This window comes from Paenibacillus sophorae, from assembly GCF_018966525.1.
Classification (GTDB): Bacteria; Bacillota; Bacilli; order Paenibacillales; family Paenibacillaceae; genus Paenibacillus_AQ; species Paenibacillus_AQ sophorae.
Map to the genome: position 1 here is coordinate 4,704,665 of NZ_CP076607.1, position 25,752 is coordinate 4,730,416.

Annotated in this window: 28 protein-coding genes and 1 riboswitch; of the genes, 10 read left to right on the forward strand and 18 right to left on the reverse strand. The window is 50.6% G+C overall.

Annotated features, from left to right (window positions below; translation table 11 throughout):
* Positions 1 to 65: 65 nt before the first annotated feature.
* Positions 66 to 167 (forward strand): stressosome-associated protein Prli42, encoded by a 102-nt coding sequence (gene prli42 / locus KP014_RS22810; RefSeq protein WP_090834159.1) that lies wholly within the window; start codon positions 66 to 68, stop codon positions 165 to 167.
* A 76-nt stretch (positions 168 to 243) separates the two neighbouring features.
* Here the strand turns inward: prli42 and lipB are convergent, their stop codons facing one another.
* The 5 genes from lipB to lpdA form a co-directional block, all read right to left on the reverse strand.
* Positions 244 to 963, reverse strand: a complete 720-nt coding sequence (gene lipB, locus KP014_RS22815; protein ID WP_036591904.1) for a lipoyl(octanoyl) transferase LipB — start codon at positions 961 to 963, stop codon at positions 244 to 246.
* Positions 964 to 1,077: 114 nt separating this feature from the next.
* Positions 1,078 to 2,502, reverse strand: a complete 1,425-nt coding sequence (locus KP014_RS22820; protein ID WP_090834158.1) for a dihydrolipoamide acetyltransferase family protein — start codon at positions 2,500 to 2,502, stop codon at positions 1,078 to 1,080.
* Between the two features lie 64 nt (positions 2,503 to 2,566).
* Complete coding sequence (locus KP014_RS22825; RefSeq protein WP_036599763.1) at positions 2,567 to 3,553, reverse strand: alpha-ketoacid dehydrogenase subunit beta; 987 nt, start codon at positions 3,551 to 3,553, stop codon at positions 2,567 to 2,569.
* Between the two features lie 3 nt (positions 3,554 to 3,556).
* Positions 3,557 to 4,582 carry a thiamine pyrophosphate-dependent dehydrogenase E1 component subunit alpha gene (locus tag KP014_RS22830; protein WP_036599765.1) on the reverse strand — a complete coding sequence of 342 codons (1,026 nt, stop codon included), beginning with the start codon at positions 4,580 to 4,582 and terminating at the stop codon, positions 3,557 to 3,559.
* A gap of 237 nt (positions 4,583 to 4,819) precedes the next feature.
* The gene (gene lpdA / locus KP014_RS22835) at positions 4,820 to 6,241 is read right to left on the reverse strand and encodes a dihydrolipoyl dehydrogenase (protein WP_090834157.1); all 1,422 of its coding nucleotides are present in this window, start codon (positions 6,239 to 6,241) and stop codon (positions 4,820 to 4,822) included.
* 215 nt (positions 6,242 to 6,456) lie between these two features.
* On the opposite strand from lpdA, the gene KP014_RS22840 reads away from it, so the two are divergent.
* The 3 genes from KP014_RS22840 (at position 6,457) to KP014_RS22850 (ending at position 8,466) form a co-directional block, all read left to right on the forward strand.
* Positions 6,457 to 6,762: a DUF2627 domain-containing protein gene (locus KP014_RS22840; protein ID WP_036601178.1), complete on the forward strand. Its 306-nt coding sequence runs from the start codon at positions 6,457 to 6,459 to the stop codon at positions 6,760 to 6,762.
* 73 nt (positions 6,763 to 6,835) lie between these two features.
* Positions 6,836 to 7,999 carry an acyltransferase family protein gene (locus tag KP014_RS22845; protein ID WP_051500469.1) on the forward strand — a complete coding sequence of 388 codons (1,164 nt, stop codon included), beginning with the start codon at positions 6,836 to 6,838 and terminating at the stop codon, positions 7,997 to 7,999.
* A gap of 44 nt (positions 8,000 to 8,043) precedes the next feature.
* Positions 8,044 to 8,466, forward strand: a complete 423-nt coding sequence (locus KP014_RS22850) for a DUF1801 domain-containing protein (RefSeq protein ID WP_036601180.1) — start codon at positions 8,044 to 8,046, stop codon at positions 8,464 to 8,466.
* A 53-nt stretch (positions 8,467 to 8,519) separates the two neighbouring features.
* Here the strand turns inward: KP014_RS22850 and KP014_RS22855 are convergent, their stop codons facing one another.
* The 3 genes from KP014_RS22855 to KP014_RS22865 are packed head-to-tail and all read right to left on the reverse strand — an operon-like array spanning position 8,520 to position 12,311.
* Positions 8,520 to 10,352, reverse strand: coding sequence for an ABC transporter ATP-binding protein (locus tag KP014_RS22855; protein ID WP_036601182.1), 1,833 nt, complete (start codon positions 10,350 to 10,352; stop codon positions 8,520 to 8,522).
* A complete protein-coding gene (locus KP014_RS22860) occupies positions 10,333 to 12,075 on the reverse strand; it encodes an ABC transporter ATP-binding protein (protein ID WP_036601184.1) in 1,743 nt (580 codons plus the stop codon). The genes KP014_RS22855 and KP014_RS22860 overlap by 20 nt, the downstream gene beginning before the upstream one ends.
* Before the next feature lie 26 nt (positions 12,076 to 12,101).
* A complete protein-coding gene (locus KP014_RS22865) occupies positions 12,102 to 12,311 on the reverse strand; it encodes a hypothetical protein (RefSeq protein ID WP_036601186.1) in 210 nt (69 codons plus the stop codon).
* A 231-nt stretch (positions 12,312 to 12,542) separates the two neighbouring features.
* On the opposite strand from KP014_RS22865, the gene KP014_RS22870 reads away from it, so the two are divergent.
* Positions 12,543 to 13,112: a thymidine kinase gene (locus KP014_RS22870; RefSeq protein ID WP_036601188.1), complete on the forward strand. Its 570-nt coding sequence runs from the start codon at positions 12,543 to 12,545 to the stop codon at positions 13,110 to 13,112.
* A 168-nt stretch (positions 13,113 to 13,280) separates the two neighbouring features.
* Here the strand turns inward: KP014_RS22870 and KP014_RS22875 are convergent, their stop codons facing one another.
* From KP014_RS22875 to KP014_RS22915, 9 genes are all read right to left on the reverse strand, one after another.
* The gene (locus KP014_RS22875; RefSeq protein ID WP_036601190.1) at positions 13,281 to 14,282 is read right to left on the reverse strand and encodes an NAD(P)/FAD-dependent oxidoreductase; all 1,002 of its coding nucleotides are present in this window, start codon (positions 14,280 to 14,282) and stop codon (positions 13,281 to 13,283) included.
* Positions 14,279 to 14,521, reverse strand: a complete 243-nt coding sequence (locus KP014_RS22880; protein WP_036601193.1) for a ferredoxin — start codon at positions 14,519 to 14,521, stop codon at positions 14,279 to 14,281. Before KP014_RS22880 ends, KP014_RS22875 begins: the two co-directional genes overlap by 4 nt.
* A 38-nt stretch (positions 14,522 to 14,559) precedes the next feature.
* Positions 14,560 to 15,558 (reverse strand): aromatic ring-hydroxylating dioxygenase subunit alpha, encoded by a 999-nt coding sequence (locus KP014_RS22885; protein ID WP_036601196.1) that lies wholly within the window; start codon positions 15,556 to 15,558, stop codon positions 14,560 to 14,562.
* Between the two features lie 120 nt (positions 15,559 to 15,678).
* Positions 15,679 to 15,780: riboswitch (purine riboswitch) on the reverse strand.
* Between the two features lie 169 nt (positions 15,781 to 15,949).
* The gene (locus tag KP014_RS22890; protein ID WP_036601200.1) at positions 15,950 to 16,783 is read right to left on the reverse strand and encodes a sugar ABC transporter permease; all 834 of its coding nucleotides are present in this window, start codon (positions 16,781 to 16,783) and stop codon (positions 15,950 to 15,952) included.
* Positions 16,780 to 18,126 (reverse strand): carbohydrate ABC transporter permease, encoded by a 1,347-nt coding sequence (locus tag KP014_RS22895; protein WP_051500470.1) that lies wholly within the window; start codon positions 18,124 to 18,126, stop codon positions 16,780 to 16,782. The genes KP014_RS22890 and KP014_RS22895 overlap by 4 nt, the downstream gene beginning before the upstream one ends.
* Before the next feature lie 78 nt (positions 18,127 to 18,204).
* Positions 18,205 to 19,509: a sugar ABC transporter substrate-binding protein gene (locus tag KP014_RS22900; protein ID WP_036601203.1), complete on the reverse strand. Its 1,305-nt coding sequence runs from the start codon at positions 19,507 to 19,509 to the stop codon at positions 18,205 to 18,207.
* A gap of 107 nt (positions 19,510 to 19,616) precedes the next feature.
* Entirely contained in the window at positions 19,617 to 20,627 is a 1,011-nt protein-coding gene (locus tag KP014_RS22905; protein WP_036601205.1) for a LacI family DNA-binding transcriptional regulator, read from the reverse strand.
* 474 nt (positions 20,628 to 21,101) lie between these two features.
* Positions 21,102 to 21,356 (reverse strand): putative signal transducing protein, encoded by a 255-nt coding sequence (locus KP014_RS22910; protein ID WP_036601208.1) that lies wholly within the window; start codon positions 21,354 to 21,356, stop codon positions 21,102 to 21,104.
* Positions 21,357 to 21,379: 23 nt separating this feature from the next.
* Positions 21,380 to 21,898, reverse strand: coding sequence for a DinB family protein (locus KP014_RS22915; protein ID WP_036601211.1), 519 nt, complete (start codon positions 21,896 to 21,898; stop codon positions 21,380 to 21,382).
* Between the two features lie 141 nt (positions 21,899 to 22,039).
* Here KP014_RS22915 and KP014_RS22920 point away from each other — a divergent pair, with 141 nt between their 5' ends.
* The 5 genes from KP014_RS22920 to KP014_RS22935 all read left to right on the forward strand — a co-directional run bounded on the left by KP014_RS22920 (position 22,040) and on the right by KP014_RS22935 (position 24,089).
* Entirely contained in the window at positions 22,040 to 22,690 is a 651-nt protein-coding gene (locus tag KP014_RS22920; RefSeq protein WP_036601212.1) for a hypothetical protein, read from the forward strand.
* 2 nt (positions 22,691 to 22,692) lie between these two features.
* On the forward strand, positions 22,693 to 23,208 hold the full coding sequence (locus KP014_RS29420) for an accessory gene regulator ArgB-like protein (protein ID WP_175491849.1): 516 nt from the start codon (positions 22,693 to 22,695) through the stop codon (positions 23,206 to 23,208).
* A 5-nt stretch (positions 23,209 to 23,213) separates the two neighbouring features.
* A complete protein-coding gene (locus KP014_RS29425) occupies positions 23,214 to 23,333 on the forward strand; it encodes a cyclic lactone autoinducer peptide (RefSeq protein WP_425517229.1) in 120 nt (39 codons plus the stop codon).
* A 21-nt stretch (positions 23,334 to 23,354) separates the two neighbouring features.
* Positions 23,355 to 23,684, forward strand: coding sequence for a LytTR family DNA-binding domain-containing protein (locus KP014_RS22930; protein WP_036601215.1), 330 nt, complete (start codon positions 23,355 to 23,357; stop codon positions 23,682 to 23,684).
* A 231-nt stretch (positions 23,685 to 23,915) separates the two neighbouring features.
* Positions 23,916 to 24,089: a sporulation histidine kinase inhibitor Sda gene (locus KP014_RS22935; protein WP_090834153.1), complete on the forward strand. Its 174-nt coding sequence runs from the start codon at positions 23,916 to 23,918 to the stop codon at positions 24,087 to 24,089.
* 146 nt (positions 24,090 to 24,235) lie between these two features.
* On the opposite strand, the gene KP014_RS22940 is transcribed toward KP014_RS22935, so the two are convergent.
* Positions 24,236 to 25,681, reverse strand: coding sequence for an FAD-dependent oxidoreductase (locus tag KP014_RS22940; protein ID WP_036601217.1), 1,446 nt, complete (start codon positions 25,679 to 25,681; stop codon positions 24,236 to 24,238).
* Positions 25,682 to 25,752: the final 71 nt, after the last annotated feature.

Genomic DNA, 25,752 nt, shown 5'->3' on the forward strand with positions numbered 1-25,752 from the left:
GTAGCCGGTTCCCCGGCAAAAGCGCTGTATGCCCTAAACTTAAACTAATTCCAAAGGAGTCACACATGCAACGTCAAAAATGGTTCCGCATCTTTATTTATGTAATGCTGATCGCAATGGTAGCTTCCACGCTGATGATTGTTATTGAGCCTTTTCTAGCCGGATAACGAAACTTGGCGGCTTTCCCCGCTAATTACACAGCGGTCCGGATATTCCGGGCCGCTGTTTTGCGCTGCTCTTCGTTTATTGTTCGGCCAGGGCCTTCTCCCAATCCGACACGATCCCGTCATAAGGGAACCGGTTTAGAAAATGGGGAACGAGTTCCGCTGCAACCTCTTCGATTTCGAACCGGCGGCCGGTGCATTCTTCCAGCGAGGTTACGCCGTACTCGGCAATGCCGCAGGGGATGATTCCCCGGAACCCTTCCTCCGCGATGCCCTCCCGAATGTTAAAGGCGAAGCCGTGACTGGTCAAGAAGCCTTTGCGCGTGCGGCTCTTATTGAACTTCACGCCGATGGCGCAAATCTTCACATCGCCTACCCAAACTCCCGTATATTCCGGCTTTCTTCCGCCCTCGATGCCGAAGGTGGCAAGGTAATCGATGATCACCTGCTCCAGTGACCGCAGATATCCGTGAAGGTCGACTCTGCCCTGCTCGCCGATTCTTAGCAGCGGGTAACCGACCAGTTGTCCCGGTCCGTGATAGGTGATATCCCCGCCGCGGTCGATTTCAAACAAGGAGATTCCCTCCTCCCGCAGCTGCTCGGCGTTTAGCAGAAGATGCTCGGGATGGTTCTGCGATCCGATCGTATAGGTTGGCGGGTGCTGCAAAAGAATCAGCCGTTCCGGACGCTCACCGGCGTCAATGGCGCGGACCGACTCTTTTTGCATATCCCAGGCTTGGCTGTATTCGATCATGGGAACATAGGATATTTCCAGCTTCCGAGGTTCTGTGCTGTCCATGCTTAAACATCTCCTTTGCCCTTGATTCTTACGAAGCCCTTAAAGCCGGCCTATCCTGTGACCCGGCGGTTATCCGGACCCCGGTCAGGCCGGCATTCGTATCGGCACGCGCGCTTAATAGACGTTCGTATCCAGGCTGTAGCTCTCGATATTATCCTTCACCCGCTGCAGGAAGCGTCCGCAGATAACGCCGTCGAGAATCCGGTGGTCCAGCGAGAGGCAAATGTTGGCCATCGAACGGACAGCAATCATATCGTTGATGACGACAGGCTTTTTCACAATCGATTCAAAAGTCAAAATGGCTGCCTGCGGATAGTTGATGATCGGATAAGACAGAATCGAGCCGAACGAGCCGGTATTGTTAACGGTGAAGGTTCCGCCCTGCATATCCTCCACACGCAGCTTGCCTTCGCGCGTCTTCATCGCCAGTTCTTCGATTTCGCGGGCAAGACCCGCCACGTTCTTCTGGTCCGCCTTCTTGATAACCGGGGTCCAGACCGAATCCTCGGTGCCGACCGCCAGCGATATATTAATGTCCCGCTTGACAATGATTTTGTCAACCGCCCAGACGGAGTTCATAATCGGGTAATCCTTGATCGCGCTGACGACGGCCTTCATCAAGAAAGCGAGATACGTCAGGTTGATCCCTTCTCTGCGCTTGAATTCATCCTTCAGCTTATTGCGAAGAAGCACAAGGTTCGTCACGTCCACCTCGATCATCGTCCAGGCATGCGGAATTTCCGAGACGCTCTGGCGCATCCGTGAAGCGATCGTATTGCGGATCGGCGTTACGTCGATCAAATACTCGGAACGCCCGCTCTCCACCTCAATTTCGGGGATGCGCGGCAGCTCCGATAGATGCAGCCCGGAATGCCGGACGGGCGGCAGCGTCTCCACCGGCGCAGGCGCGCTTACCGCCTGCGTGATGGACGCCGCGCCCTGCGGCTGCGCGGCTGCGCCAGCCGCCGGCTGCTGCGGCGCGGGGCTGCTCTGCGGCGCAGTCACCGCCGCAGGTCCGCTCGCAAGGAACGCCAGCACGTCCTTGCGCGTGACGCGTCCGCCGAGGCCGGTGCCCGGCACGGCGGACAGATCAATGCTGTGCTGCGCCGCGAGGCTCTGCACAGCAGGGGAATAACGCGCCCGCATCGGCGCGTTAGGGTCTTGCGCGGCATAGGCTGCGCCGGATGCCGCAGGCTGCGCCGCCGCTAAAGGCGCGGCGGCTACGGCCGCGCGCTGCGGCGCCTCGGCGCGCGCGGGAGCGGCGGCTTCGGCGGGGGCCGCCGGAACGGATACCTCGATCCGGCAAATCACTTCGCCGACCGCGACCGTCTGCCCCTCCTCCGCCAAAATGTCGCCCATGACTCCGTCCACCGTGGACGGCAGCTCGGCGTTGACCTTATCCGTAATCACTTCGCACAGCGGCTCATACTGCTCCACCGGATCACCCGGCTTCTTCAGCCACTTGCCGATTGTTGCCGATACCAGCGATTCCGCGAGCTGCGGCATCGCAACATCCGTCAACTTCTTGTTGTCGGTCATACTTTCACTCCTTAAACGTGCTGTACTCGCAAGATGGTTTCTTAATTACCACCATTTCCGGGTCCTAATACTGCGCAAGGCGCAGCATTTCCGCTTTCAATTTGTCCTTGCTGAGCATAAAAAACTTCTCCATCGGCGGGCTGATCGGCATTGCCGGAACATCAGGCCCGCACAGGCGGAAGATCGGCGCGTCCAGCTCGAACAGGCACTCCTCGGCGATAATCGCCGCAACCTCGGCGCCTACGCCGCCCGTCTTGTTGTCCTCATGCACAATCAGCACCTTGCCTGTCCGCCGCACGGCTGCCTTGATCGCCTCGCGGTCCAGCGGCTGCAGCGTGCGCAGATCGAGAATATGCGCTGTAATGCCCTGCTCGCGCTCCAATTCCTCCGCCGCCTGCATCGCAAAATGCAGCGGCAGGCTGTAGCCGATGACTGTGATATCATCACCCTCGCGCAGCAGGTTCGCTTCGCCGATCGGAACGGTATAGTCGCTCTCCGGAACGTCCTCTTTGATCAGCTTGTAGCATTTCTTGTTCTCGAAGAACAGAACCGGGTCCGGGTCGCGGACGGCGGCTTTCAGCAGCCCTTTCGCGTCATATGCCGAATAAGGCGCGACGATCTTTAGTCCCGGTGTGCCGAAGAATATCGATTCAGTACACTGTGAATGGTACAGACCGCCGAAAATGCCGCCGCCAATCGGCGCACGGATGACAACCGGACAGCTCCAATCGTTATTGGAGCGGTAGCGGATTTTGGCCGCTTCGCTAATAATCTGGTTAGTCGCCGGAAGCATGAAATCGGAATATTGCATTTCCGCAATCGGCTTCATGCCATACATTGCCGCGCCGATCGCCACGCCCGCAATCGCCGATTCCGCAAGCGGCGTATCAAGCACGCGCTCTGCGCCGAACTGCTCTTGCAGCCCCTTGGTCGTGGTGAACACGCCGCCTTTAACGCCGACATCCTCGCCAAGTACGAAGACGGAGTCGTCGCGTTCCATTTCTTCCTTCATCGCCAGCCGGATGGCATCGATATATTCCATCATTGCCATAAATTACACCCCTCCTTCGGATTCGCTGTACACATGCAGCAGCGTATCTTCCGGTTTCGGGAACGGCGCATTGTCGGCGTATTCGATTGCTTCTTTGAGCTCCAGATTGTACTGGGCGGCGAGATCGCGTTCTTGTTCCTCGCTCCACAGGCCAAGCTCCGTTAAATAATCCCGGAAACGGGCTACGCCGTCTTTTTTCCAGTTCTCCTCGACCTCTTCTTTGGTACGGTATGCAAGGTCGTTATCAGAGGTGGAATGCGGGGAAAGGCGGTACATCATCGCTTCAATCAGCGTCGGGCCTTCGCCCGCTATCGCCCGTTCGCGGGCTTCCTTGACGACTCGGTATACTTCCAGCGGATCGTTGCCATCCACGCGGACGCCCGGAAATCCGTAGCCGAGCGCACGGTCGCTAACCTTGCCGCCAAGCTGGCGGTGAGCCGGAATCGAGATCGCGTACTGGTTGTTCTCGCACATAATAATGACCGGAAGCTTATTCACTCCGGCAAAGTTGCACGCTTCATGAAAATCCCCCTGATTGCTGGAGCCTTCACCGAACGTGACGAAAGAGACGAATTTCTTCTTCTGCATCTTGGCTGCCAGCGCAAAGCCGACCGCATGAGGAACCTGCGTTGTAACGGGGCTTGAGCCGGTAACGATACGCAGCCGCTTACTGCCGAAATGGCCGGGCATCTGCCGTCCGCCGCTGTTCGGGTCCTCCGCCTTGGCGAATACCGACAGCAGCAGCTCGCGGGTCGTCATACCGACAGTCAGTACGAATGCATAATCACGGTAGTAGGGCAAAAAATAATCGTTCTCCCGGTCGAGCGCGAAGGCGGCCGCCACCTGCGCCGCTTCCTGGCCGATGCCCGAGACGTGGAAGTTGATCTTCCCGGCCCGCTGGAGCAGCAGACTGCGCTCGTCGTATTTGCGCGCAAGCATCATATGTCGGTACATGTCGATCACTTGGCCGTCGGTCAATCCAAGCGGTTCATGCCTGTTCACTTTATTTGCAGTACCTTGCGTATCCATAGTAGAGGTACCTCCTTAGTTCTTGCCCGATCCCGCCACAGGCAGACCGTTTATTGATCTGATCTTAAAACCTGGTACTAATCGGGTATAAGTCTATTATATAGCGTTTGACTTCAAAAAGAAAAGCCGATCAGCGCCCGTTTACACCGAATGACGCGGGACCGGGTGAAGCAGTCCCCCGCTTCGGCCCGTATGCGGGCGCTGCAGGACTTTTCCGTGATTTAACTTCGGCCCCTGTCAAATGCCGATGGCCTTGCCATCCACGGCAAGCATCGCTTCGCCGACAATTTCAGAGAGCGTGGGATGCGCATGTATCGCCTCGCCGATTTCCCAAGGCGTCGCATCCAGCAGCTGGGCTAATGCGGCCTCGCCGATCAGATCGGTCACATGGGGCCCGATCATTTGCACACCAAGAATGTCTCCGCTTGTCTTATCGGCGACAACCTTCACGAAGCCGTCTTTCGAACCGTACACAAGCGCTTTGCCAATTGCCGAGAACGGAAATTTTCCGGTTGCGACATCGCGGCCAAGCTCTTTGGCCTCCTTCTCCGTGTAGCCTACGCTCGCCACCTCCGGCCGAGTGTACACGCAGCGCGGGACAAGGTGGGTATGGTATGGATGCAGCCGCTCTCCGGCCAGATGATTGACCGCCATAATGCCTTCATGGCTGGCGGCATGAGCCAGCTGCAGTCCCCCGATGCAGTCTCCGATCGCATAAATATGCGGTTCGTTCGTCTGCATGCTGGCGTTCACTTCGATGACGCCCTTATCAAAGCGGATATCCGTGTTCTCCAGGCCGATATTGTGGATATTGGCCTCTCTTCCCACCGATACCAGCAGCTTGCCGGCGGTCAGCACCTCGGTTTTGCCGCCCTTGGTCACTTCTACGCTGACGCCTTCTCCAGTCACCTGGCATGTGCCTGCGTTCACCGTTACGCCCGTCATTACGGTTACTCCGCGTTTTTTCAGCAGGCGCTGTAGTTCCCGGGCTACCTCGATGTCTTCCCGGGGAAGCAGCTGCTCAGCAGCTTCGACGACAGTGACCCGTACGCCGAAATCAGCCAGCATCGACGCCCATTCCACGCCGATAACTCCGCCGCCAACGATCAGCATTGATGCCGGCAGCTCCTCCATCCGAAGCGCTTCTTCACTGCTTAGAATATACTGCCCATCCGGCTCAAGCCCCGGAATGAACCGGGGGCGCGACCCGGTAGCGATGATAAGGTTGACCGACACTACCGTCTCCATCTCACCGTCCTCAAGCTCCACCGCGACAGCCCCGCTGCGCGGAGAAAAGATCGAAGGACCGATAACGCGTCCCTTCCCTTTAAGCACCTGAATTTTATTTTTACGCATCAAATACTGGACGCCCTGATGCAGCTGCTCTACAACCGCTTCCTTGCGGCGCTGCACTTTGCCGAACGCCAGCTTGACACCGGAAATTTCAATCCCGTATTCCTCGCTTCCCGCAATATCCGCGTAGACCTCCGCGCTGCGCAGGAGCGACTTGCTTGGAATGCAGCCGCGATGCAGGCACGTTCCGCCCAGTTTGTCCTGTTCGATGATGACAACCGACTTGCCGAGCTGAGCGGCCCGAATCGCCGCCACATAGCCCCCGGTTCCTCCCCCGAGCACCGCGACATCACATGAAATGGTCATAAATATGTATCCCCCAGTTCTTTACGCATCATTCGCATAATCCATTCTATTGTACTCCCTTTTTCCCATATCACAAAATGCCTTTGCGCCATGGACATTTAAAATTCGAAGCGTTATCATAAAAATGAGTATTTTGCAAAATGCTGTTAATTAAGAAGAGGCTAAAACGTTCCGCTCATCCCCAGAAATAGGTTATAGAGAGGAAGGAAACGGTTATGAAACTGCTGCTCTCCCGCTTTATTGCCATCCTTATTCTGGTTCTGCCCGGTCTGCTGGCCATGAAGGGCTTCCTCATGATGAAAGACGATCTGTTCGACTATCTTGCGATGCACGGCGACATGACGGCGGCTCCTGCTTTCGCCTGGCTTCATTTTGCCGGAGGACTTGTCATGTTCGCGGCGGGCATGAGCTTTCTGGGCGGCTGGATTCTGACCCGGGACCGCAAGCGGAATTATGTCGGACCCCGCTTCAAGGAGAAACATAGGGCCGGACCAAGACAACCTTCCAAACCCGCTTCCTGATCCCATTTCCGGCAAATCACAGGCCTATATTCCGGATAATAATTTCAATAATGAATATCGCGGAGGTGCTGGGTTGACAAGATACCATCAGTTGGACTCTTTAAGAGGGCTGGCGGCGCTGACTGTAGTTGTCCATCATTTTGTATTTATTTTTACAGGATTGCTGTGGCTGGATGCGTTAAATTACACACCTTTGCGAATCTTCAAAGCGGGGCATGAGGCGGTCATCTTTTTCTTTGTCTTAAGCGGTTTTGTCCTGTCGCTGCCCTTTTATTCCGATGGAAAAAAAGTGAATATCCCGCATTTTTTTATCAAGAGGCTGTGCAGAATCTATATTCCTTATATCGTGGCCGTCGGGTGCTCAATTTTGGCTTATCTGGCCTTTTATCATCCGGGACTGGGCTCCGGGTCCAGCTCTTTTTTTCATGATGTATGGAGCACGCCTTTGTCCTTAGGGCTGATTGTGGATCATATTATTCTGATCGGCAGCTTTAAGGATTACGCATTGGACCCCGTCCTGTGGTCATTGTCCGTCGAACTACGAGTCTCCCTCGTCTTCCCCTTCATCATGCTCTTCATCAAGAGATTCGGTTGGAAGTCAAATGTGGCTCTGGGCATACTCTTGTCGGGTACGGCCCTCTTGCTTAACAATCTGGCGCATCCGGCTAATTCACATCCCATTTCCTCCAACCTCTACTTTACCCTCCACTACATTTCATTCTTTATCCTGGGTGCCCTGCTTGCCAAAAACCGGGTAATTCTCATTTCAAAAGTGCTAGGTTTAAGTGTTACAATGAAATATGCTTTATTGTTGTCGGGTCTGATCGTGTATACCTACGCCGGGATCGGCGATGCTGTATTCAAACGGTTGTTCTCCGTAAGCGGGGTTTGGCTGTCTCTGGCCGCTGATTGGGGAATCGCGGTTGGCGTGTGTATCCTGATTACGTCGACCTTGTCTTCACCCAAGATTTCAAATCTGCTCGAGAAAAAGCCGGTCAAATTTTTGGGGGCGATCTCTTACAGCCTTTATCTTTACCATTCGGTGGCACTGTTCTCCTGCATTTACGCTTTTCACAATCTGCTGCCCATGTGGGCGACACTCTCCATCGCTGTGTGTCTGTCGCTTCTGGCTTCCAGCCTGTCGTACTATTTTATCGAGAAGCCTTCAATTGAACTGGGGAAAAAATGGACAAGCGGCCCCCTCCGCAAGCTGAAGGAAGCGAAAGAAGCCGTTTAATTGGACTGCCGGTTCCAGTTCCGAAGGCGAAAGGAGTTTCTGCTATGTATGAATTGAAGACGAAAGAAAACGACAGCAGTGTTATCGAGTTTATAGAAAATGTGGAGCATCCCCAGAAGCGTGAAGACGCGTACAAGCTGCTCGATATTTTTACGGAAACGACCGGCTTCCCGGCAAAAATGTGGGGAACGAGCATTATCGGATTCGGGTCCTATCACTATAAATATGCCACGGGCCATGAGGGCGATGCGCCGCTCGTCGGTTTTTCACCCCGAAAGGCCAAGATCAGCCTCTATTTAGCGGCTTATAATCCGGAACGGGAAGCTTTGCTCGCGGATTTGGGAAAATATACAGCAGGAAAAGGCTGCGTCTACATCAATAAAATCGCTGATATTAAGGTTGAAGTGTTAGAAGCGCTGATTAACCAATCGGTATCATTTCTGAGGGAGACTTATCCGGAAAAGTAAGGCGCATATGAATGAGCCCTGCTAAGGGCGGATTATGGCGACGGATGTTTCTCCTAGACCTTCACCGCGCCCTTAACCAGCTCGCTGTATAACCCGCCCTTGTCCAGCAGCTCCTCATGGCTGCCCTGTTGAACAAGCCTGCCATCCTGAAGCACAAGGATCCGGTCGGCTTGGCGAATCGTATTCAGCCTGTGGGCGATGACAAAGCTGGTGCGCCCTTTCATCAAGGATTGCAGACCTTCCTGAATTTTTAGTTCAGTTACCGTGTCGATGCTGCTGGTCGCTTCATCCAGCACCAGCATGGCCGGATCGGCCAGGATCGCCCTGGCGATGGCAAGCAGCTGCTTCTGCCCCTGGCTGATTCCTCCTCCTTCAACCGACAGCATCCGGTCATACCCTCCCGGCAGACGCATGATGAAGGAATGGGCATTGGCCAATCTGGCGGCCCGCTCCACCTCTTCGTCTGAAGCGTCCAGCCGTCCATAGCGGATATTGTCTCGTATGCTCCCCTTGAACAAGAAGGTGTCCTGCAGCACGAACGCCATTTGGCTGCGCAGACTTTCCCTGCGGATGGATGCCAGATCCCTTCCGTCAATCGTAATGATTCCTTTGGACGGATTGTAGAACCGGGACAGCAGACCGATCAGCGTTGTCTTGCCCGCTCCGGTAGGGCCGACCAGCGCGATCATCTCGCCGGGCTTCGCCTCGAAGCTGATGTCCTTTAGATTATCGCTTTCTCCATTATAGGAAAAGGATACCTCGCGGAACCGCACCTCTCCCCGGATATGTTCAACCGCAGCCGCGTCACTCTCATCCTCGGCCTCCGCCCTCTCGTCAAGGACTTCAAATACCCGCTCGGCTCCGGCAATGGCGGACAGCACGCTGTTCCATTGATTCGCCAGATCGTTCAGAGGCCGGGTAAATTGGCGTGTATATTCCACAAAGACAAGGATCACCCCGACCGTAATTGAACCGCGCACCGCCAAAATCCCACCGAACCCGGCAACGATGGCGAAGCTCAGATCATTAAGCCCATTCATCAGCTTCGGAATAAACCCGGAGATCGATTGCGCCCAGAACCCGGAGAGCATAATCCGGTTGTTGCGATCCTGAAAGCCGGAGATGACCCGATGTTCCTGCCCGAACGCCTTGATCACCCGCTGACCCGACAGCGTCTCTTCGATATAGCCGTTAAGTTCCCCCATATTCCGCTGCCGCTGCTTGAACAGTGGCCCCGTCCGCCGTGTAATCCAGCGCATTCCAAGGGCCATAATCGGCACTACTATGAAGGTAAGAAGAGTCAACAGAGGACTAAGCCACAGCATGACAGTCAACGTACCTGCCAAGGTAAGAACGCCGGAGAAGATGTCGATGGCCGAGCTGTTCAGGTTGGAGCTGACATTCTCAATGTCGTTGGTCAGGCGGCTCATGATTTCGCCCTGCTGACGCCGATTGAAGAAGGAAATAGGCAGGCTGTGCAGATGGGAGAACAGTTCGGTCCGCATCCGGTACACCGTTTCCTGGGAAATTTCGATCATCCATATATTTTGCAGCCAGCTCGTAAGGGAATACAGTACATAAACCGCACCCAGTCCCGTCAAAAAGAGCCCCCAATGGCTCCCGCCCCCTTCCAGGTAGCGGTCCACCGCCCTGCCGATCATAAACGGCCCAAGCAGCGAGAGGCCCGAGCTGAACACGACCATGACCAGCACCAGAATCAGCTTGATTCTGCGCTCGGCCAGATAGCTCCACAGCCGCCGAAGCGTGCTGGACCAGTCCTTCGCACCAGCCGCTTTGGGCTTCCGTCCCGACGATAATCCCCTGCTTTCACCAAGCTCGATGACGGGACGCGGATGGCGGAACGGCTCAAGTAAGGCTTTGAACATGGGTCATCCCCCTCCCGCTCTGCGACTCGCATATGCTCCGGTATAATCCGGAGCCGGCATATAGCTCCTCGTGACTGCCTTTTGCGATCAGCCGCCCTTCATCCAGCAGCAGAATCAGGTCGGCACCCACAGTCGAGCTAATCTTCTGCGTGATCATAAATGTCGTGCATGACATGCTTCGCAGGGCATCCAGCAGCGCGCCTTCGGTCACCGCGTCAAGGGCGCTTGTGCTGTCGTCAAGAATCAGGATGGATGGCTTCCGGACAAGAGCTCTGGCGATGCTTAGCCGCTGCTTCTGTCCGCCCGAAAGATTGACTCCCCGCTGTCCAAGCATGGTGTCGTAGCCGCCTGGCAGACTTTGTACCGTTTCGTGAATCTGCGCCGCCCGCGCCGCAGCTTCAATCTCATCCTGGCTTGCGCGTTCATTGCCCCAGGCAATATTCTCGCGGACCGTCCCTGAGAAGAGCAGCACCTCCTGAGGAACATAGCCGATGGTGCCGCGCAGCAGAGCCAAATCCATCTGCCGCGTATCCTTCCCGTCGACCGTGATTGTACCGTTCGTCTGTTCATACAACCTTGGAATCAGGCAGACCAGCGACGATTTGCCGGAGCCGGTCGCACCCATAATGGCAATCCGTTCTCCCGGCCGGGCGGCAAAAGACACTTCCAACAAGGCAGCGATATCACTGCCCGGATAGCGGAATCCCACTCCCTCGAATCGCACGTCGCCCCGGATGCGTTCTGGTATCGCAGGCTCCTGCCGGTTCTCCGTCTCTTCCGTGGCGGTCACCGTGAGCACTTCCGAGATACGCATTCCAGAAGCGAGCGATCTGGAATAGGCCGCCACAACCCCGGACAAAGCCGACAATCCTCCGATCGTCCGCAGCGAGTAATTGATCACCGCGACGGTCTGCCCCTGCGTGGCCGCCCCCGCAGTGATTTGAATTCTGCCCAGCCACAGCAGCACCAGAATGCCGCCATTCATCATCAGCAATATGAACGGCATTGTCGTCTCCGTAAGCCGCAGTGCAGACACCGTACTGCGCATAAGATCCTTGCTGTAGCCGGCAAACCGTCCAATCTCATGGGCCATCCGCACAAATACCCGTATCAGCCGGATACCTGTCAAATTCTCCTGCAAGGCGCCGTTCACCCCGTCCAGCTTGCTCTGGACCGTACGGAACATTCTTGAAGATCTTCTCATCAGTACAAACAGGAAGGCGATCATAACCGGCACGGTCACCGCCAGAATAAGCCCAAGTCTCCACTGCACGACCAGACCCATAATGACGCTGCCAACCACCATAAGCGGAATGCGGGACATAAACCGCAGGCCCATAAAGACCATATCCTGCAGCTGTGTCACGTCTCCCGTCAGGCGCGTAATCAGCGTGGACGCGGTAAAGCGATTAAACGCTTCATATGAAAAAGACTGCACCTTCGTATACAGCTTGTCTCTTAGATCGAACCCGAATCCCTGGCTGGCATGCGAGGCGAAAAAAGAACTGAGAATGCCGGCGGTAAATGCCAAAGCTGCGCTTGCAGCCAATATGCCGCCCCACAGCCAGACCACGGAAAGATTCCGCTGCCGGATGCCGCCATCAATAATTTTGGAAATCAGCAAGGGCTGTGACAGTTCCACCGTCAGTTCAACCAGCATCATAAGCAGGGCCAAACCAGCAGCGACCCGGTATTTTTTCAAAAAAGGAAAAATAATGGACATCCGTGTTCCTCCACAATCTCTTCTTCCTATTCGTACAGCGCATCGCGCAAACGGCTGGACATCGTCTGTCCTCCGGCCGCCTTCACCGCAGCCTTCCGCAGCGCCCTGTTGCTCCGCTCCATCTCCGCAAGGTCCACCATCAATTCTTCCAGCAGCGCTTCGGCCTCAGCCGTCAGCTTGCCATCCTCTTTCAGCTTCGCAATTCGTGCGTGATATGAATCAAGCTTCTCCGCCATTCTTATCCGCTCCTTTCTCCGATTTTCACCATACGATTCACTTCGCGCAAAATAACCCGCACTGTCAAAGACCGGCAGGTTCCCATACCGATATATTAACAGATAGCGTAAACAAATAACCAGAGCGGCGCTTTTTCGGCTGGCCTCGGCGGTCGGGAGTGTGCTAATCTATTAAGGTCGCATTTTCGGATATTGGATTTAAGGTCTTCTTTGAGAAAGGACAGATGGACAGTGGCACAATTATTTTTTAAATACGGGTCAATGAACAGCGGAAAATCGATCGAGATTCTTAAAGTTGCTCACAATTATGAAGAACAGGGCAAATCGGTGCAGATCTTCACCTCGGCCATCGACAACCGGGATGAAGTCGGGTATGTCTCCTCGCGGATCGGGCTCCGCAGACAGGCTATTGCCATTGACGAGGACACGGATATTTTCGGTATTGTGAGCGCGGGCCAGCCGAAGCCCCACTGCGTGCTGATCGATGAATGCCAGTTTCTGAATAAAGAAAGCATTCTCCAACTGGTTCGCATCGTCGACGAACTTGACATTCCGGTGATGGCCTTCGGCCTCAAGAATGATTTTCAGAACAATCTGTTCGAGGGCAGCAAGTATATGCTCATTTATGCCGACAAAATCGAGGAAATGAAGACGATCTGCTGGTTCTGCGAGCGCAAGGCGACGATGACGCTAAGGGTCGAGAACGGAAAGCCTGTCTACAGCGGCAAGCAAATCCAGATCGGCGGGAATGAAGCCTATTATCCGGTATGCCGTAAATGCCATAAGAATCCACCGCTGTAAATCTGCCAAGACAAAAGACATGATTAAAGCATAGCCTCCGGTGCAATAGCCATTTTGGGGACAGCGGTGCGACAGAGGCTGCATGAAATAAACCGATTCTTTAGTACGAAGGTACTTAAAAAGGCCGTAACTTTCTACTTTCGTAGAGAATTACGGCCTTTATACCAATTACAGCTTCATATTGCTGCTATGGCCAGGAGACAGCTTAGCGTTCGGGTCGATATACACCTTGGCGTTGTTGACGGCGGTTGGAGCTTCACCGAATCCGACGGCAATCAGCTTGATTTTACCGGGATAGGTAGTCACGTCGCCTGCGGCGAAGATGCCCGGAATGCTCGTCTCCATCCGGGAGTCAACTACAATCGAGCCGTTCACAATGTCCAGCCCCCATTCGCTAATCGGTCCGAGTGAAGAGACAAATCCGAAATTAACAATGACGGCATCGACGTCAAGATTCATGGTTTCTTTCGTTTTCACGTTGCGCAGGGTAACTTTCTCGATTTCGCATTCCCCCTCAAACGCCGCGATTTCCATCGGAACCAGTACGTTTACGCTTGATTTCATCAGTTTTTCCACGCTGTGCTCGTGTGCCCGGAATTTGTCCCGGCGGTGAATGAGCGTTACGCTTTCCGCAATCGGCTCCAGCATGAGCGCCCAGTCGACTGCGGAATCTCCGCCTCCGCTGATCAGCACCTTTTGTCCTTTGAACTGATGCAGATCACTTATAAAATAATACAGATTTTTCTTTTCGTATTTTGCCGCTTCCGGCAGCTCCAGACGGCGGGGCTCAAACGCGCCGACGCCAGCGGTAATGAGGACTGAGCGCGCAAAGTGAACCGCCTTGTCCGTACGAATCTCGAACAGCCGCTCCTCCAGCTTGATCAGTTCGACTACTTTTTCCTCCAGGCAGACTTCCGGCGAAAAGTGATTCAACTGCCGCTGCAGCGAATCGACGAGCTCTTGGGCCGTTACTTTCGGAAATCCGGCTACATCGTATATATATTTTTCCGGATAAAGGGCGGCAAGCTGTCCCCCCAGCTGGGGCATGCTCTCGATTATTTTAACAGAAGCTTGACGGATTCCGCCGTAAAAGGCGGCAAACATTCCGGCCGGACCACCGCCAATAATGACGATATCTACCGGTTCAACAGATAATTGAACTTGACTCACAATACAGCATCCTCCTGTTTCGAAACAATTTTGATAGAGTCGGTCGGGCATCCGTCGCAAGCGTCTTGAAGGTCGTCATGCAAATCTTCTGGTATTGCTACTGCCCCTTGATTGCTATCACCGTTGTAAATAACCTCCGCGAGACCTTCGTCATCATAATCGAAAATGTCAGGAGCGGCAGCTGCGCAAGATCCGCAGGCAATGCATGTGCTTTTCTCAACCCATGAATACTTAGTCAATATATTCTCCCCCAATCCATTTCAGTTTAAATCTTTCCTTACTGCTTCTTAACACCCGTAACATCGCTGCCGTAGGTCACACCAAGCTCTCCCAACCATCGCCGGTATGCTATGCTGACCCTGTCGGCTTTCAGATGGAGTTCCGCTTGTAAATCTAGAGGCAGCTCCTCCGGTTTCTGACTTTCAACAATCCCTGCGTCTTGTTCAATAACCTTCTTCTGAAAATCCCGGAAATATTCATCCGGCTGATCCAGCGCGTAATTTCTGGTGACCAGTGCGAACACCGTAGTTTTTCTCTCTTCATGCGGAAGCGCCGTAAATAACATCGAAAGAATCTGATTGTTGGCATAGTTTACTTTTTTCAGCCTTGCGGTCATGGGGCGCAGAATTTCAAAGGTATAATAGATCGTTGCATAATTACCGGAACCGTCCGCATCGGCATAAACGGGAATCTCGTCGGAAACGTAGCGGTATTCCTTCCAATTCACACCGTAATCAGGGATTTCCGGGAAGGCCGAGTCACCGAGTAGCCCGTCGTGGACAAATGCCAAATGGCTCGCATCCAGAAAATTTTCAACGACTCTCGGCGCAGCTGCGTGCAGGATATACGGTTCGGCATGAACCGTTCTAAAGGAAGGGTCCTCATACTCCTCATAAAAAGGAACCGGAGTCTCCGCAGCGTCCCCGTCAAGCTTCACCCAGATCACGCCATATCTCTCCACACATGCATAAGGAATCGCTTTTGCCTTTGGCGGAATGGTCTGCTCCGCGGGCTGTTGGGGGATTCGAACGCATTTCCCCTCTGCATCATATCTCCAACCGTGATAAGGACACACAATACAATCGTCCACCACTTTGCCAAGCGACAACGCTGCCCCCCGGTGAATGCATAAATCCTTAAAAGCGTGTACCCCTTCTTGGGTTCGAAAAAGGACGATCCTCTCTTCCAAGACAATAACGGGCACCGGTTCACTTCCGATATCCTGGGAATAAGCTACCGATATCCAATCTTTTGCCAATACTTGATCTTTCATCATGTGTCCCTCGCTTTATATTTGATTTTTATAGTAGAAATGCAAATAGCCCCAGGAACAAAGGGAGCAGACGGAATGCTTTCGCCGGGGCGCAAACACACGTTATCCCGAAAAAGCGAATATCCTGAATCTGCTTCCTCTTGTAGCCTGTGGCAATTATGGTTGCCTGTAGAAACGCTCATACCTGATTAACGAGCTTATACAAGATTTGCAATGACATTTATCATAACATGCATTTTTTAAGTATCCTAACATCACAAAAAAACAGTGTCAACAAAAACTTCGGCCATATAAATTTTATCAACGAAAATAGGGCGTTTGTCTCACTTTATTTACAAGAAGCCGTAAATTGCCCCCAAGCTATATGAGGCTGGCGGAGCGGTTCGTAAAAGGATTATCCTTTCTCCGCGCCCGCTGTCAATCCTTCGGTCAAGAGACGCTGCAGCAGAATGAACAGGAACGTAATCGGTACCGCAATGAGGACGCATCCGGCCGCAAAACTGGTAAAGTCCGTAGACTGCCGTGAACTGATCATATCGAATAGCCCGACAGCCAGCGTCTTCGTCTCCGGCGTCCGCAGCACGAGCTTGGCAAAGAGGAAATCGGTGAACGAGCCGGCAAAAATACTCAGCGCCGTATACACAATCAGCGGCGTGGACAGCGGCATGACAATCCGGAAGAAAATGCTTAAGTGGCCCGCCCCGTCAATACGCGCCGCTTCCACCAGGCTTTTGGGAATCGTGTCGAAGTAGCTCTTGGCAAAGAGAAAGAACAGAGGCGCTCCCGCCGCATAGACGAGAATGACCGCTAAATGCGTGTTCAACAGGTTCAGCAGATTCAGCAGAATGAATATGGCGATCATACTCATAAATCCGGGGAACAAGCCCAGCACCATCAATGTGCTCATCATCGTTTTCCTTCCGGTAAACCGGAAGATCGAGAACGCATAGCCGGGAAGCAGCGTCAGAACAGTGCCGATAACTGTGGTAGTCAGGGCAATCTTCAAGGTATTGGTATACCACAGGGCAAAATCATATTTGCTAAACAGATTCGCATAGTGCTCTAACGTAAAGGCTGTCGGAAATAGCGTTTCGCTGAATAACGAGTTGCCTGTCCGGAAGGAAGACAAAACGACCCAAAGAGCGGGATATACGGAGAAGACACCGATAACAGCAAGCAGCACATAACTGATTGACAGCCAGACCGATCCTCTTAGTTTACGGCTCATGATGAGGTGTCCTCCTTAAATGCCTTGGTCCGGCGAACATTCCAAATCGCGAACACGGACAGAATAATAAAGATAATGATGCCAATGACGGATGCGTAGTTGTACTGTCCATAGCCCATGGAAAGCTTGTAGAGCCAAGTGATCAGAATATCGGTATCCCCGGCAAACTGCAGGTCGCTATTGATCGGATTGCCGTTCGTCAGCAGAAAAATCACATTGAAATTGTTCATATTGCCCACGAAAGACATGATAAGCAGCGGCGCCATCGAATACATAACACTAGGGAAAGTAATGAGACGGGTCTTCTGAAAGGAACTCGCGCCGTCAATATCGGCCGCTTCGTACATATCTTTCGGAATCGTTGACATAATTCCGATAATCATGAGCATGGATACCGGAAAGGCTACCCAGAAATTCGCAATCACGAGCGTGACCTTTGCCCAGGTCGGGTCGGACAGCCACGGAATTCGGTTGAAGCCCAGAAGCTCAAGGTATTGGTTAATCGGGCCGAACTGGCCGTTAAACATATTTTGCAGAATCAGCATAGAGACAAACATCGGAATGGCGTATGGAAGAATAAACAGCGTGCGCCAGAACGATTTAAACCGAATCCGTTTTTGCTGTACGAGAAGCGCAGCCCCAAATCCGCCAAAATAACCGGTGAGCGTCGCCAGAATCGCCCAAAGGAAGGTCCAGAGCGTAACTTTGTAAAAGGTGGTGTTCCATCCTTTCATCTGGAAGACGTCCCTGAAGGCATCAAAGCCCGTCCAACTCAGCAGATGCGCCGGAGGCATATTCTTGGCGGTGTAGTCGGTAAAGGCAATCAAAATCATGAATACGATCGGCATAATCGTAAAGAAGAAGACGCCCGCCAGCGGAAGCGCAAGGATAAGATAAGGGAAACGGTAGGACAGCACAAAGCTGACCGTCTGTCTGAAGGTATTGGGAACCCCTCCTTGTTCCCGCAATTTGCCGGTCCGGTAGGAATCCTTGATACCCAGCACGTAAATCCACAACAGAATGATTACGGCAAATATCGTCACCAGACCTTCAATCATCAGGAACACGGAATGGTCCCCCATGACTTGCTGATAAAGCCTGCCCACTTTTTTCAGCTGTGTCTGGGTTTCGCCAAGGGTCGCAAGTCCCCATACCGCATGAGGCAGCTGAAAAATGACTGTATACAACGTAAACGCATGGACCGCCAGCAAAATAACACCCTTCATAAACTGGCGATTATACAATTGTCCCAATCCCATGGCCAGCACCGATAATATCGTAGCGATTGTGCTGTAAGGTTTGGCTGCCCCGGATTTGCTCTGCTTCGCTATGAGCTCCTGCATCACCCTTTAACCTCCTTTAATAAACTGCGGCCACCCTTAACCAAACGGGTGACCGCCTGCCCTTTCCAACATTCAGCCTTATTTCTGGTTAGCGATATTGCTCTTTAATTTGTCCGCAGCCTTGTCCAGAGCAGCCTTGGGGTCCCCGCCATTCCACACTTCAGCTACAGCGGCATCCAGCGCCGGCCATACATACTGGGTTTCAAACAGGCCCGGGAATCTGTGGCTGCTTGCAATCTGCTTAAGGAAGCCTTGAGTCAATTCGTCATTACGTATGCCCTGTTCGGTTCCGGTGATATCCGCGGCAGGAAGAGCGCCGGTCAGCTCATTGTTTTTAATTTGCATTTCCTTGGTTGTAATAAAGTTCGCAAAAATTTTCGCCGCGTTCGGATATTTGGTATAAGAGCTTACATAGTATCCGGTGCTTCCCGCAAGCGGCATCGCATTGTCTCCGCCCGGCAGCTTCGGCATTGGAAGCACGCCTACAGGAAACGGCTGCTTGCTGTGTTCGCCGATTGCCCAGCTCCCGTCCATATTAATCGCGAGCTTGCCTTGTCCCCATAGACCTTCTTTCAGATTGGTAGTGGCATCGGCCAGTTCAAGCGGAATAATATCTTTGAGAGACTGGATAAACTTCAAGCCTTTGACGGAACCTTCGTTATTGATTCCGATGTCATTCACATTGGTTTCGTTGTCGCCGAAGATGTAACCGCCATAACCTGTCATAAAGGCGACATCAAAAGCAGAGGTTTTCGGTTCATACAAGAAGCCATACTTATTGTTCTTCACATCATTGAATTTCTTGGAGAAGGCGATGATATCATCCCATGTCTCAAGCTTCGCATCTTTGACGAGATCTTTATTGTAGTACAGGCTGAACGTGTACACATTCCAGGGATAACCGTACAGAATACCGTCATGGGTAGCCGCAGCGACCGTGTCCGGTTTATTAATGCTTTTCGTCTCTTCTTCAAAATAATCATTCGGCAGTATGAGGCCGGATTGGGCTGCATTCGCCACATCGGGGGTCTGAAGACCGAACACGTCGGCGCCTACGCCGGCCGGCCCGTCGGTTGACAACCGGCCAATGCTATCCCAGTAGCCTACGTCTTCAACCGTGACTTTAATGTTATACTTTTGCTCAAATTCCTTAATTGCATAGTCTGTAAAAGGCTTCAGGTCGGTGGTGAATGTCCAGAATCTTAATTCCGCCCCTGGTTCCGGCTTCAGCTCATCGTTCGCGGCAGGCTCAGCGGTATTTGCAGGAGTGCCTTCCGCATTACTGGCCGGATTGGCCGAATTCGTGCCCGCATTGCCGCCGCAAGCAGCCAGAGTGAACATCATTAATGTAGAAAGCAATACAGCGCCCAGCTTCTTTTTCATGGATAATCTACCCCTCTGTATAAAATAATCAGTCGTTTTAAAAACCTGCGATGCTATGAAGCGTGTGTGTACGTACCCTTTCCAGAACCAGTTATTCTAACTCAGCTTCAGCCATTCACTGCCATGCAACTCCCCCTTACGATAATTTCATGGGAAAGAATCCTCGTCTCCTTTACATAATCTTCCTTTTGCTTGATTTGATTAAGGAGCATTTCTGCCGCCTGAACGCTGAGCTCTTGAATCGGCTGCCGGATCGTCGTAATACCGGGACGGTAAGCTTTCGCCAAGCCGATATCATCGAAGCCCATGATGGAAATATCCCCAGGCACGCTGAGACCGCCCTCTTCCGCCGCCTTAATCGCGCCGACAGCAACCATATCGCTCACACAGCAAACAGCTGTGGGCTTGTCCGCTCTTTGGAATAGCTCCATACCGTTCGCATAGCCGTGCTCGATGTCATAATCATTTGCAAACATCAGCGATTCTTCGTACTTGACCCCGTATTCGGCCAGTGCCTGCTTGTAACCGGACAACCTCTCCATCGCTTGACGATAGATAAGAGGGCCGCCAAAAAAAGCGATTCTTCGATGACCGTTCTCAAGCAAATACCTTGTCGCATCATACATTGCCTGATAATTATCAATATTGACGGACGAGAACTGCTTGGTCGGGTCGGTATGCCCGGCAAACACAGCGGGAATTTCCACCTGCTCAAAAAACTCAATCTGATGCGGCTTGGGATGTGAGGTCATCAGCACTATGCCATCCACGTACTTGTCTTTCAAGAGCCTCAAATAATCCTTCTCAACATCATCATCGCATCTTGTATTGCAGAGCAGCGTTGTGTAGTTGTGCTTGAAGAACTCCTCTTCTATGATGTTGACAAATTTTGAAAGAAATACACTGTCAATGCTTGGAACAACCACACCGATAAGCTTGCTTTCCTTCATAGCGAGACTGCGCGCAACCGAATTGGGATTGAAATTAAGCTCTTCCACAACCCTCAGGACTTTCTCCCGTACCGCTTTGCTGACTGGTTTGCTCTGATTGAGAACCCGTGATACGGTGGCCGGTGACACATTAGCTCTCATGGCTACATCTCTTATCGTGATATTCATGACTTCCTCCAACCCTCCGCAGCAGAGAAACGGCCAGCCGAATAGTGACGAACTTCCCACATTCAGGAAACCGGTTTCCCGATACCTTGAAAAAAACAAGCTGCTGGCACCTTCGGGAAATCGATTTCCTGTGCATACATTGACACTTAAATCGATAAATAGTGTGATAAATATCACTTCGTTTGTGTAAGCAAAATGTACATGAAGCCGAGAAATAGGTCAACTAACATTACATTTAATTGTTTAATTCGACAATTTTCGTCGATTTCATTATGCAACGCGCACTATTTTTGTAGCTATTGTTGAAATGAAATCGGTTTCTCTAAATATTTCGGTGTTATGTACATGTCATATTTATAAGCAAAAAAAAAGAAACGGATCGCCTCCGTTTCCAATGCCTCCATAGGGACTACTCCAGCTTTCACCGAATCCAGACATTCAGACGGTCATAATGTGTGATCATCTCGGCCTTGCCTAACGCAGCACCTTGAGCGCACGGGCCTCATCCTCTTCAGCCACAAAAATCTCATATTGGACGGGTATTTTGCCTCCAATATTCGCCCGTTGATCCGCCGCGCCAGTTGATCCGGAGATTCGCGTACGGTGACGGATTCCCTCAGCGGCAAGGATGCTTTTGGCTCTGATATAAATGATCTGATCAAAAGTATTACACACCAGCATCCGCTCACTTTCTACAAACAGCCTCAGTATTCCTTTGAAGAAGCCCATTTCGTTCTCCCCCTAGGCTTTGATTAATACAAATAGCGTTCCTTGATGATATTCAGATGATGAAGCTCATGACCGATCAACAAGCAGGCCTGCGCCCTTGCCGTAATACGATGGCCATTCGAGGAGCCTTTACGGGTCCACGCTTCTTCCGGAATGGCTGCAAGCAAAGCCAGCGTCGATTGGCGCGAGGCTTTAAATTGCCCGATCAACTCCTCCAGCGAATAGGAATCGAACCCGGCTGCATTCACGAAATCATTCTCATCATACCCGGGAAGCGATGTCTGATCTCCCCTTGATATCCGCAGCACGCGATAGGAGAAAATCCGGTCACTGTCGGTCAAATGACCGAGCAGCTGCTTGAGGCTCCATTTTTCCGGGGCATACCGGTAATTCCCCTGCTCCTCGGTCAATCCTTCAAACAAGGCAAACGCAGCCTTCGATTGTTCCAGCAGCACATCGGCAAGCTCTCCCTTTTCCGGCACCAATTTGAGGTACTTTTCGTTACTTTCGGCATATTCGCCTCTTAACGGACGCTGATTCATAACATATCTCCTCTCGAATTTAAAATAAAAAGAAATATTTGGTGAAAAGTGTAATTATCTGTTGTTGAATTGTATATTATTCGCTATACTAATTTCAAGAATTAGGAAAATGGATATAATGATATCCTAGGAGTGTATGAAGTGGTTGAATTCGGACTATATATGCTTTTGTCTGTCATAGAGACTTTTGCCCTGTTTTTCTTGGCTTTTAAAGTGTTTAAAATTGATTTATTCATTAAAGAAATGATTTTTGCAGCTTCAATCATGAGTTTTTTCTCGTTTATTATTCGAAAAGATTACCAATTACCCCAAGTAGATATCGTTCTCCAGTATACACTAATTTTTTTCTTTTTCTGGTTTTTATTTCGTATACACGTCTTTTATGCAGCAATTATGACTGGAATGGCGTATCAAGGATACTCTTTTTTTCAAACTGTTTACTACTTTTTATTTGAGAGATTAGGGATTATGTCAATTCATCTCACTTTTCTTTCTGAATTCCCTACATATTTATTACAAATTTCAACTGCTTCTACTGCAATTCTCGTAGGCGTTATCATTGAAAATAGGAGAAAAGGTTTTGACTTTATTCCTGATAAACCAGCAGGAAAAATTAAAGTAAGTCTACGTGAAAAGATTTTGTTCGCCTTAAACTTGCCATCATTTATTATAGTCGTCTTCACATTATTTTTGACACAGCAACTTATGAGTTTTTACTTATTGCTTCCATTTTGCTATGCCTCTATTCTATACGGCTATCTTTATTTATCATACAAGAGAGATCGGGGATAACATTGGAAATATTATCTTATAAAATTGCAAAAGCAATTAAGAAAGCAAATCCTCTTGAGACACAATCTATTGAAATAATGCAATATTCTCTAAGCATTATTATTAATACACTGTTTATATTTTTATCATCCGCAATATTAAGTTTATTTTTTGGAACTTTACTTCAGACTATCACTGTTTTTTTCAGTCTGTCTTTACTGCGTCTGTGCTCAGGTGGTGTACATTTTAAAACATCTCGAGCCTGTAACCTATTCTCAATTTTTTTATGCGTCTCAATTCCAATTTTATCAAACTACTTAACAGAGATAATTTGGATCTGTAATCTTACAAGCTTAGTTATAATGATTCTTTTCGCCCCTAATCCAGATGTTAATAGCCAAATCCCAAAACGCCTTTATCCCTATTTAAAAATAGCATCTGTAATTTTGGTATTATTTAGTTTGTGTAACAATTCGCCTGTAATTGGACTGGCTTTTTTTATCCAGTCCTTAACAGTTATACCACTGAGAAGGAGGTGAAAGAAATGAAGAAAACCATAGCTAAACACTCTTCTTCAGTATTAGCTCGCTCGGCGAGAGTTTTCGCAGCTGTATTGAAGCCTTTGTACCACAGCCCGGAAATCCCGCAAGAACTGCGCAAGTAATCGATTAAGGATGGGGAAAACATGCGTGTTCTACTAAAAGACGGTTCCTCCCTGGAAGTCAGAGAGGAAGAAATATTGTACTTCTCCAACTACAAGAATACAATATTCGTCCATACGAAAGAAGGCGAGTTTGTTCTCCCCACAACTTTGTCTGACCTGTTTGCCGCTTATGGAAGTCGGGGATTTGAGCGTCTTGACCGCAGCAATGTCGTCAATATGAATAATATTAACGACTACGATGCTAGTCGCAAAGTTGTGCTCTTCCAATCGGGAGAACAATTCGCAACAGTTTCGGAGGCAAACGAAAGACGCATCCAAAGGTTCCTGGCAGCGGTAGACAAAAACCCGTAAGAATAACCGCTTCACCCAATTAAAAAGCAGCGCGATAAATTGCTGGTCAATTTATCGCGCTGCTTTTTTAGATATATAGCTGTTTTACGAAGAATAATTATTATGCCATATTATCCATCATTTGTAAAGATAAATTGAGAGGGGGAATCAGGGGAGACAAGGAGAGGGATAGATGGTACCATTTGGAAAGGATGTATTTTCAAGATACTAATTAACTGATGGAGGAATCTAATGAACTATCATTTTACTCCTTCTCCGCGCCCCTCCTCACTTGAAATGTTAACCGATGAACAGCTTTTTAACATCTATGAATTGGCGGTACAGGCGAAGGCATCTCCCGAATTTATAGAAATTATCGAAGACGTTCTGACGAAAAGAAGACCGGAGCACTACGAAAGTTTATAGCATGCGCTGCAAATAAAGAATGAATACCAGATAGGAGCTGCTTCCTCTATGCAAGAGGTAGTTGCTTCCATTCTGGTAGATTATTTTACGTTCTTCGCCTGAATCCATCCTCTTACCTAAAGGCCACTACTTATAAAATGTCCCCGCTACTTCAAGACAATATGGTAATCTTTTTTCAGATAGCTGTGAATTCTTTTGAAATCCGATTCGGTCAATTCGTCAAGTTGTTTGTTTCGCTCCCTTCCGAGAATGATGCCGATCGTTTGGGCGGCCAAAGCGTTGGTCGGCATGATCCGCGCGCTGCCGTATGCCTTAATCGTTGCGCCTATGTTTTTGCCGATCACCAGTACGTTATCATAAGATCTAAGTTCAAAGGACCGTAAAGGTATGCCATACCGGTTCGGTTTTCCAAAACCAATCCCTGTAGGAATGGCCGAAGTGCCCTGCAAATCAATGGAGTACCCGCCAATGCTGACATTATCCCAAAACATTTTGCCCGAAGTCAGATCGGGATAATCGAGCACATATTTGGTTTGGTAGCGGTTATAGTCGCGGATATATAAGTATTCGGGATAACCGTTCAATTCAGCATTGGAGAAGCCTGGAATATTTTTGCGTAAGAAAGCAAGAATTTGGGGAGCCTGGGCCCGGCCCTTCCGCAATGCCGACTTGATCAATGCCGGGTTTGAGGGGTCGACGTTGTAAATAAGCAGCGCGTTTATAATAACCTGTCCATCCCTTTGGTATACCGCATTTAACCCCCGCAATCTGAGCTGAGGGTCATTGGTGGCAAAATTTTGGGTGAGATTACTGAACCCGGTCGCAAAATGCCAATCCACATAAGTATTCGGGCCGTATTTGGCTCGGACGTGAGTCAGCGGGTAATCCTCCAATATCGCTTGATGCAGCTTGCTCCAATTGACCTTTTTAAAATTCAGCATGTACGTGGCGGCCATGTAATCCGGCTTTTTGCTGTTATACAGACTTTCCATGCCTGGAATGCGCTTTTCGCCCAGCTTGCCGGTCAGACCGGAGAAATCGGAGTTCTCCACCCAATATTTAGCTTGTACGGTATGCCGTACCCCAGCTTTATCGCGATAGGTCAAGGTCTTCAGCGACTTCATGCCATTATTGGCGCTAATATTTACGGATTCAATAACGATACTGCTCTTGAGAGGAATACCTTTGGCAATCCGGTCGTAATATTGCTGAAATTCATCGGCTTTGCGAATGGTTCCAGCTTTATACCCATCGAACAGATGCTTAATCTCGCCCTGTACGAGGCTATTTTTCCGGTTATCGTTCACATCATCCAAAAAAAACATCTGACCCTGAATCAGCTCTCCTCCCGGCCGGCTGCGCGGGTCCAGCACTAACACGTTCAAACCGAGCGTCCGCGCTTCCTGTGCGAGCAGCATCCCTTGAATCTCACTGCCGAAGACAATCACATCATACGACTCAATGGTAGTAGCTGGCGCCGCCCCGGCCATGCTCATAGGAAAGCAGAACAAAAAGAGCAGCATGGTAATAAGGACAATACTCCAATCTTTCCTAAAACTCTGAAAACGTTCGGATCTCTTGACTACATTCAATGCTTCTTACTCCTATCCTGTTTAAATTGATGAAAAATAAATATGTATAGGTAAACTTCTCATCTTCTTAA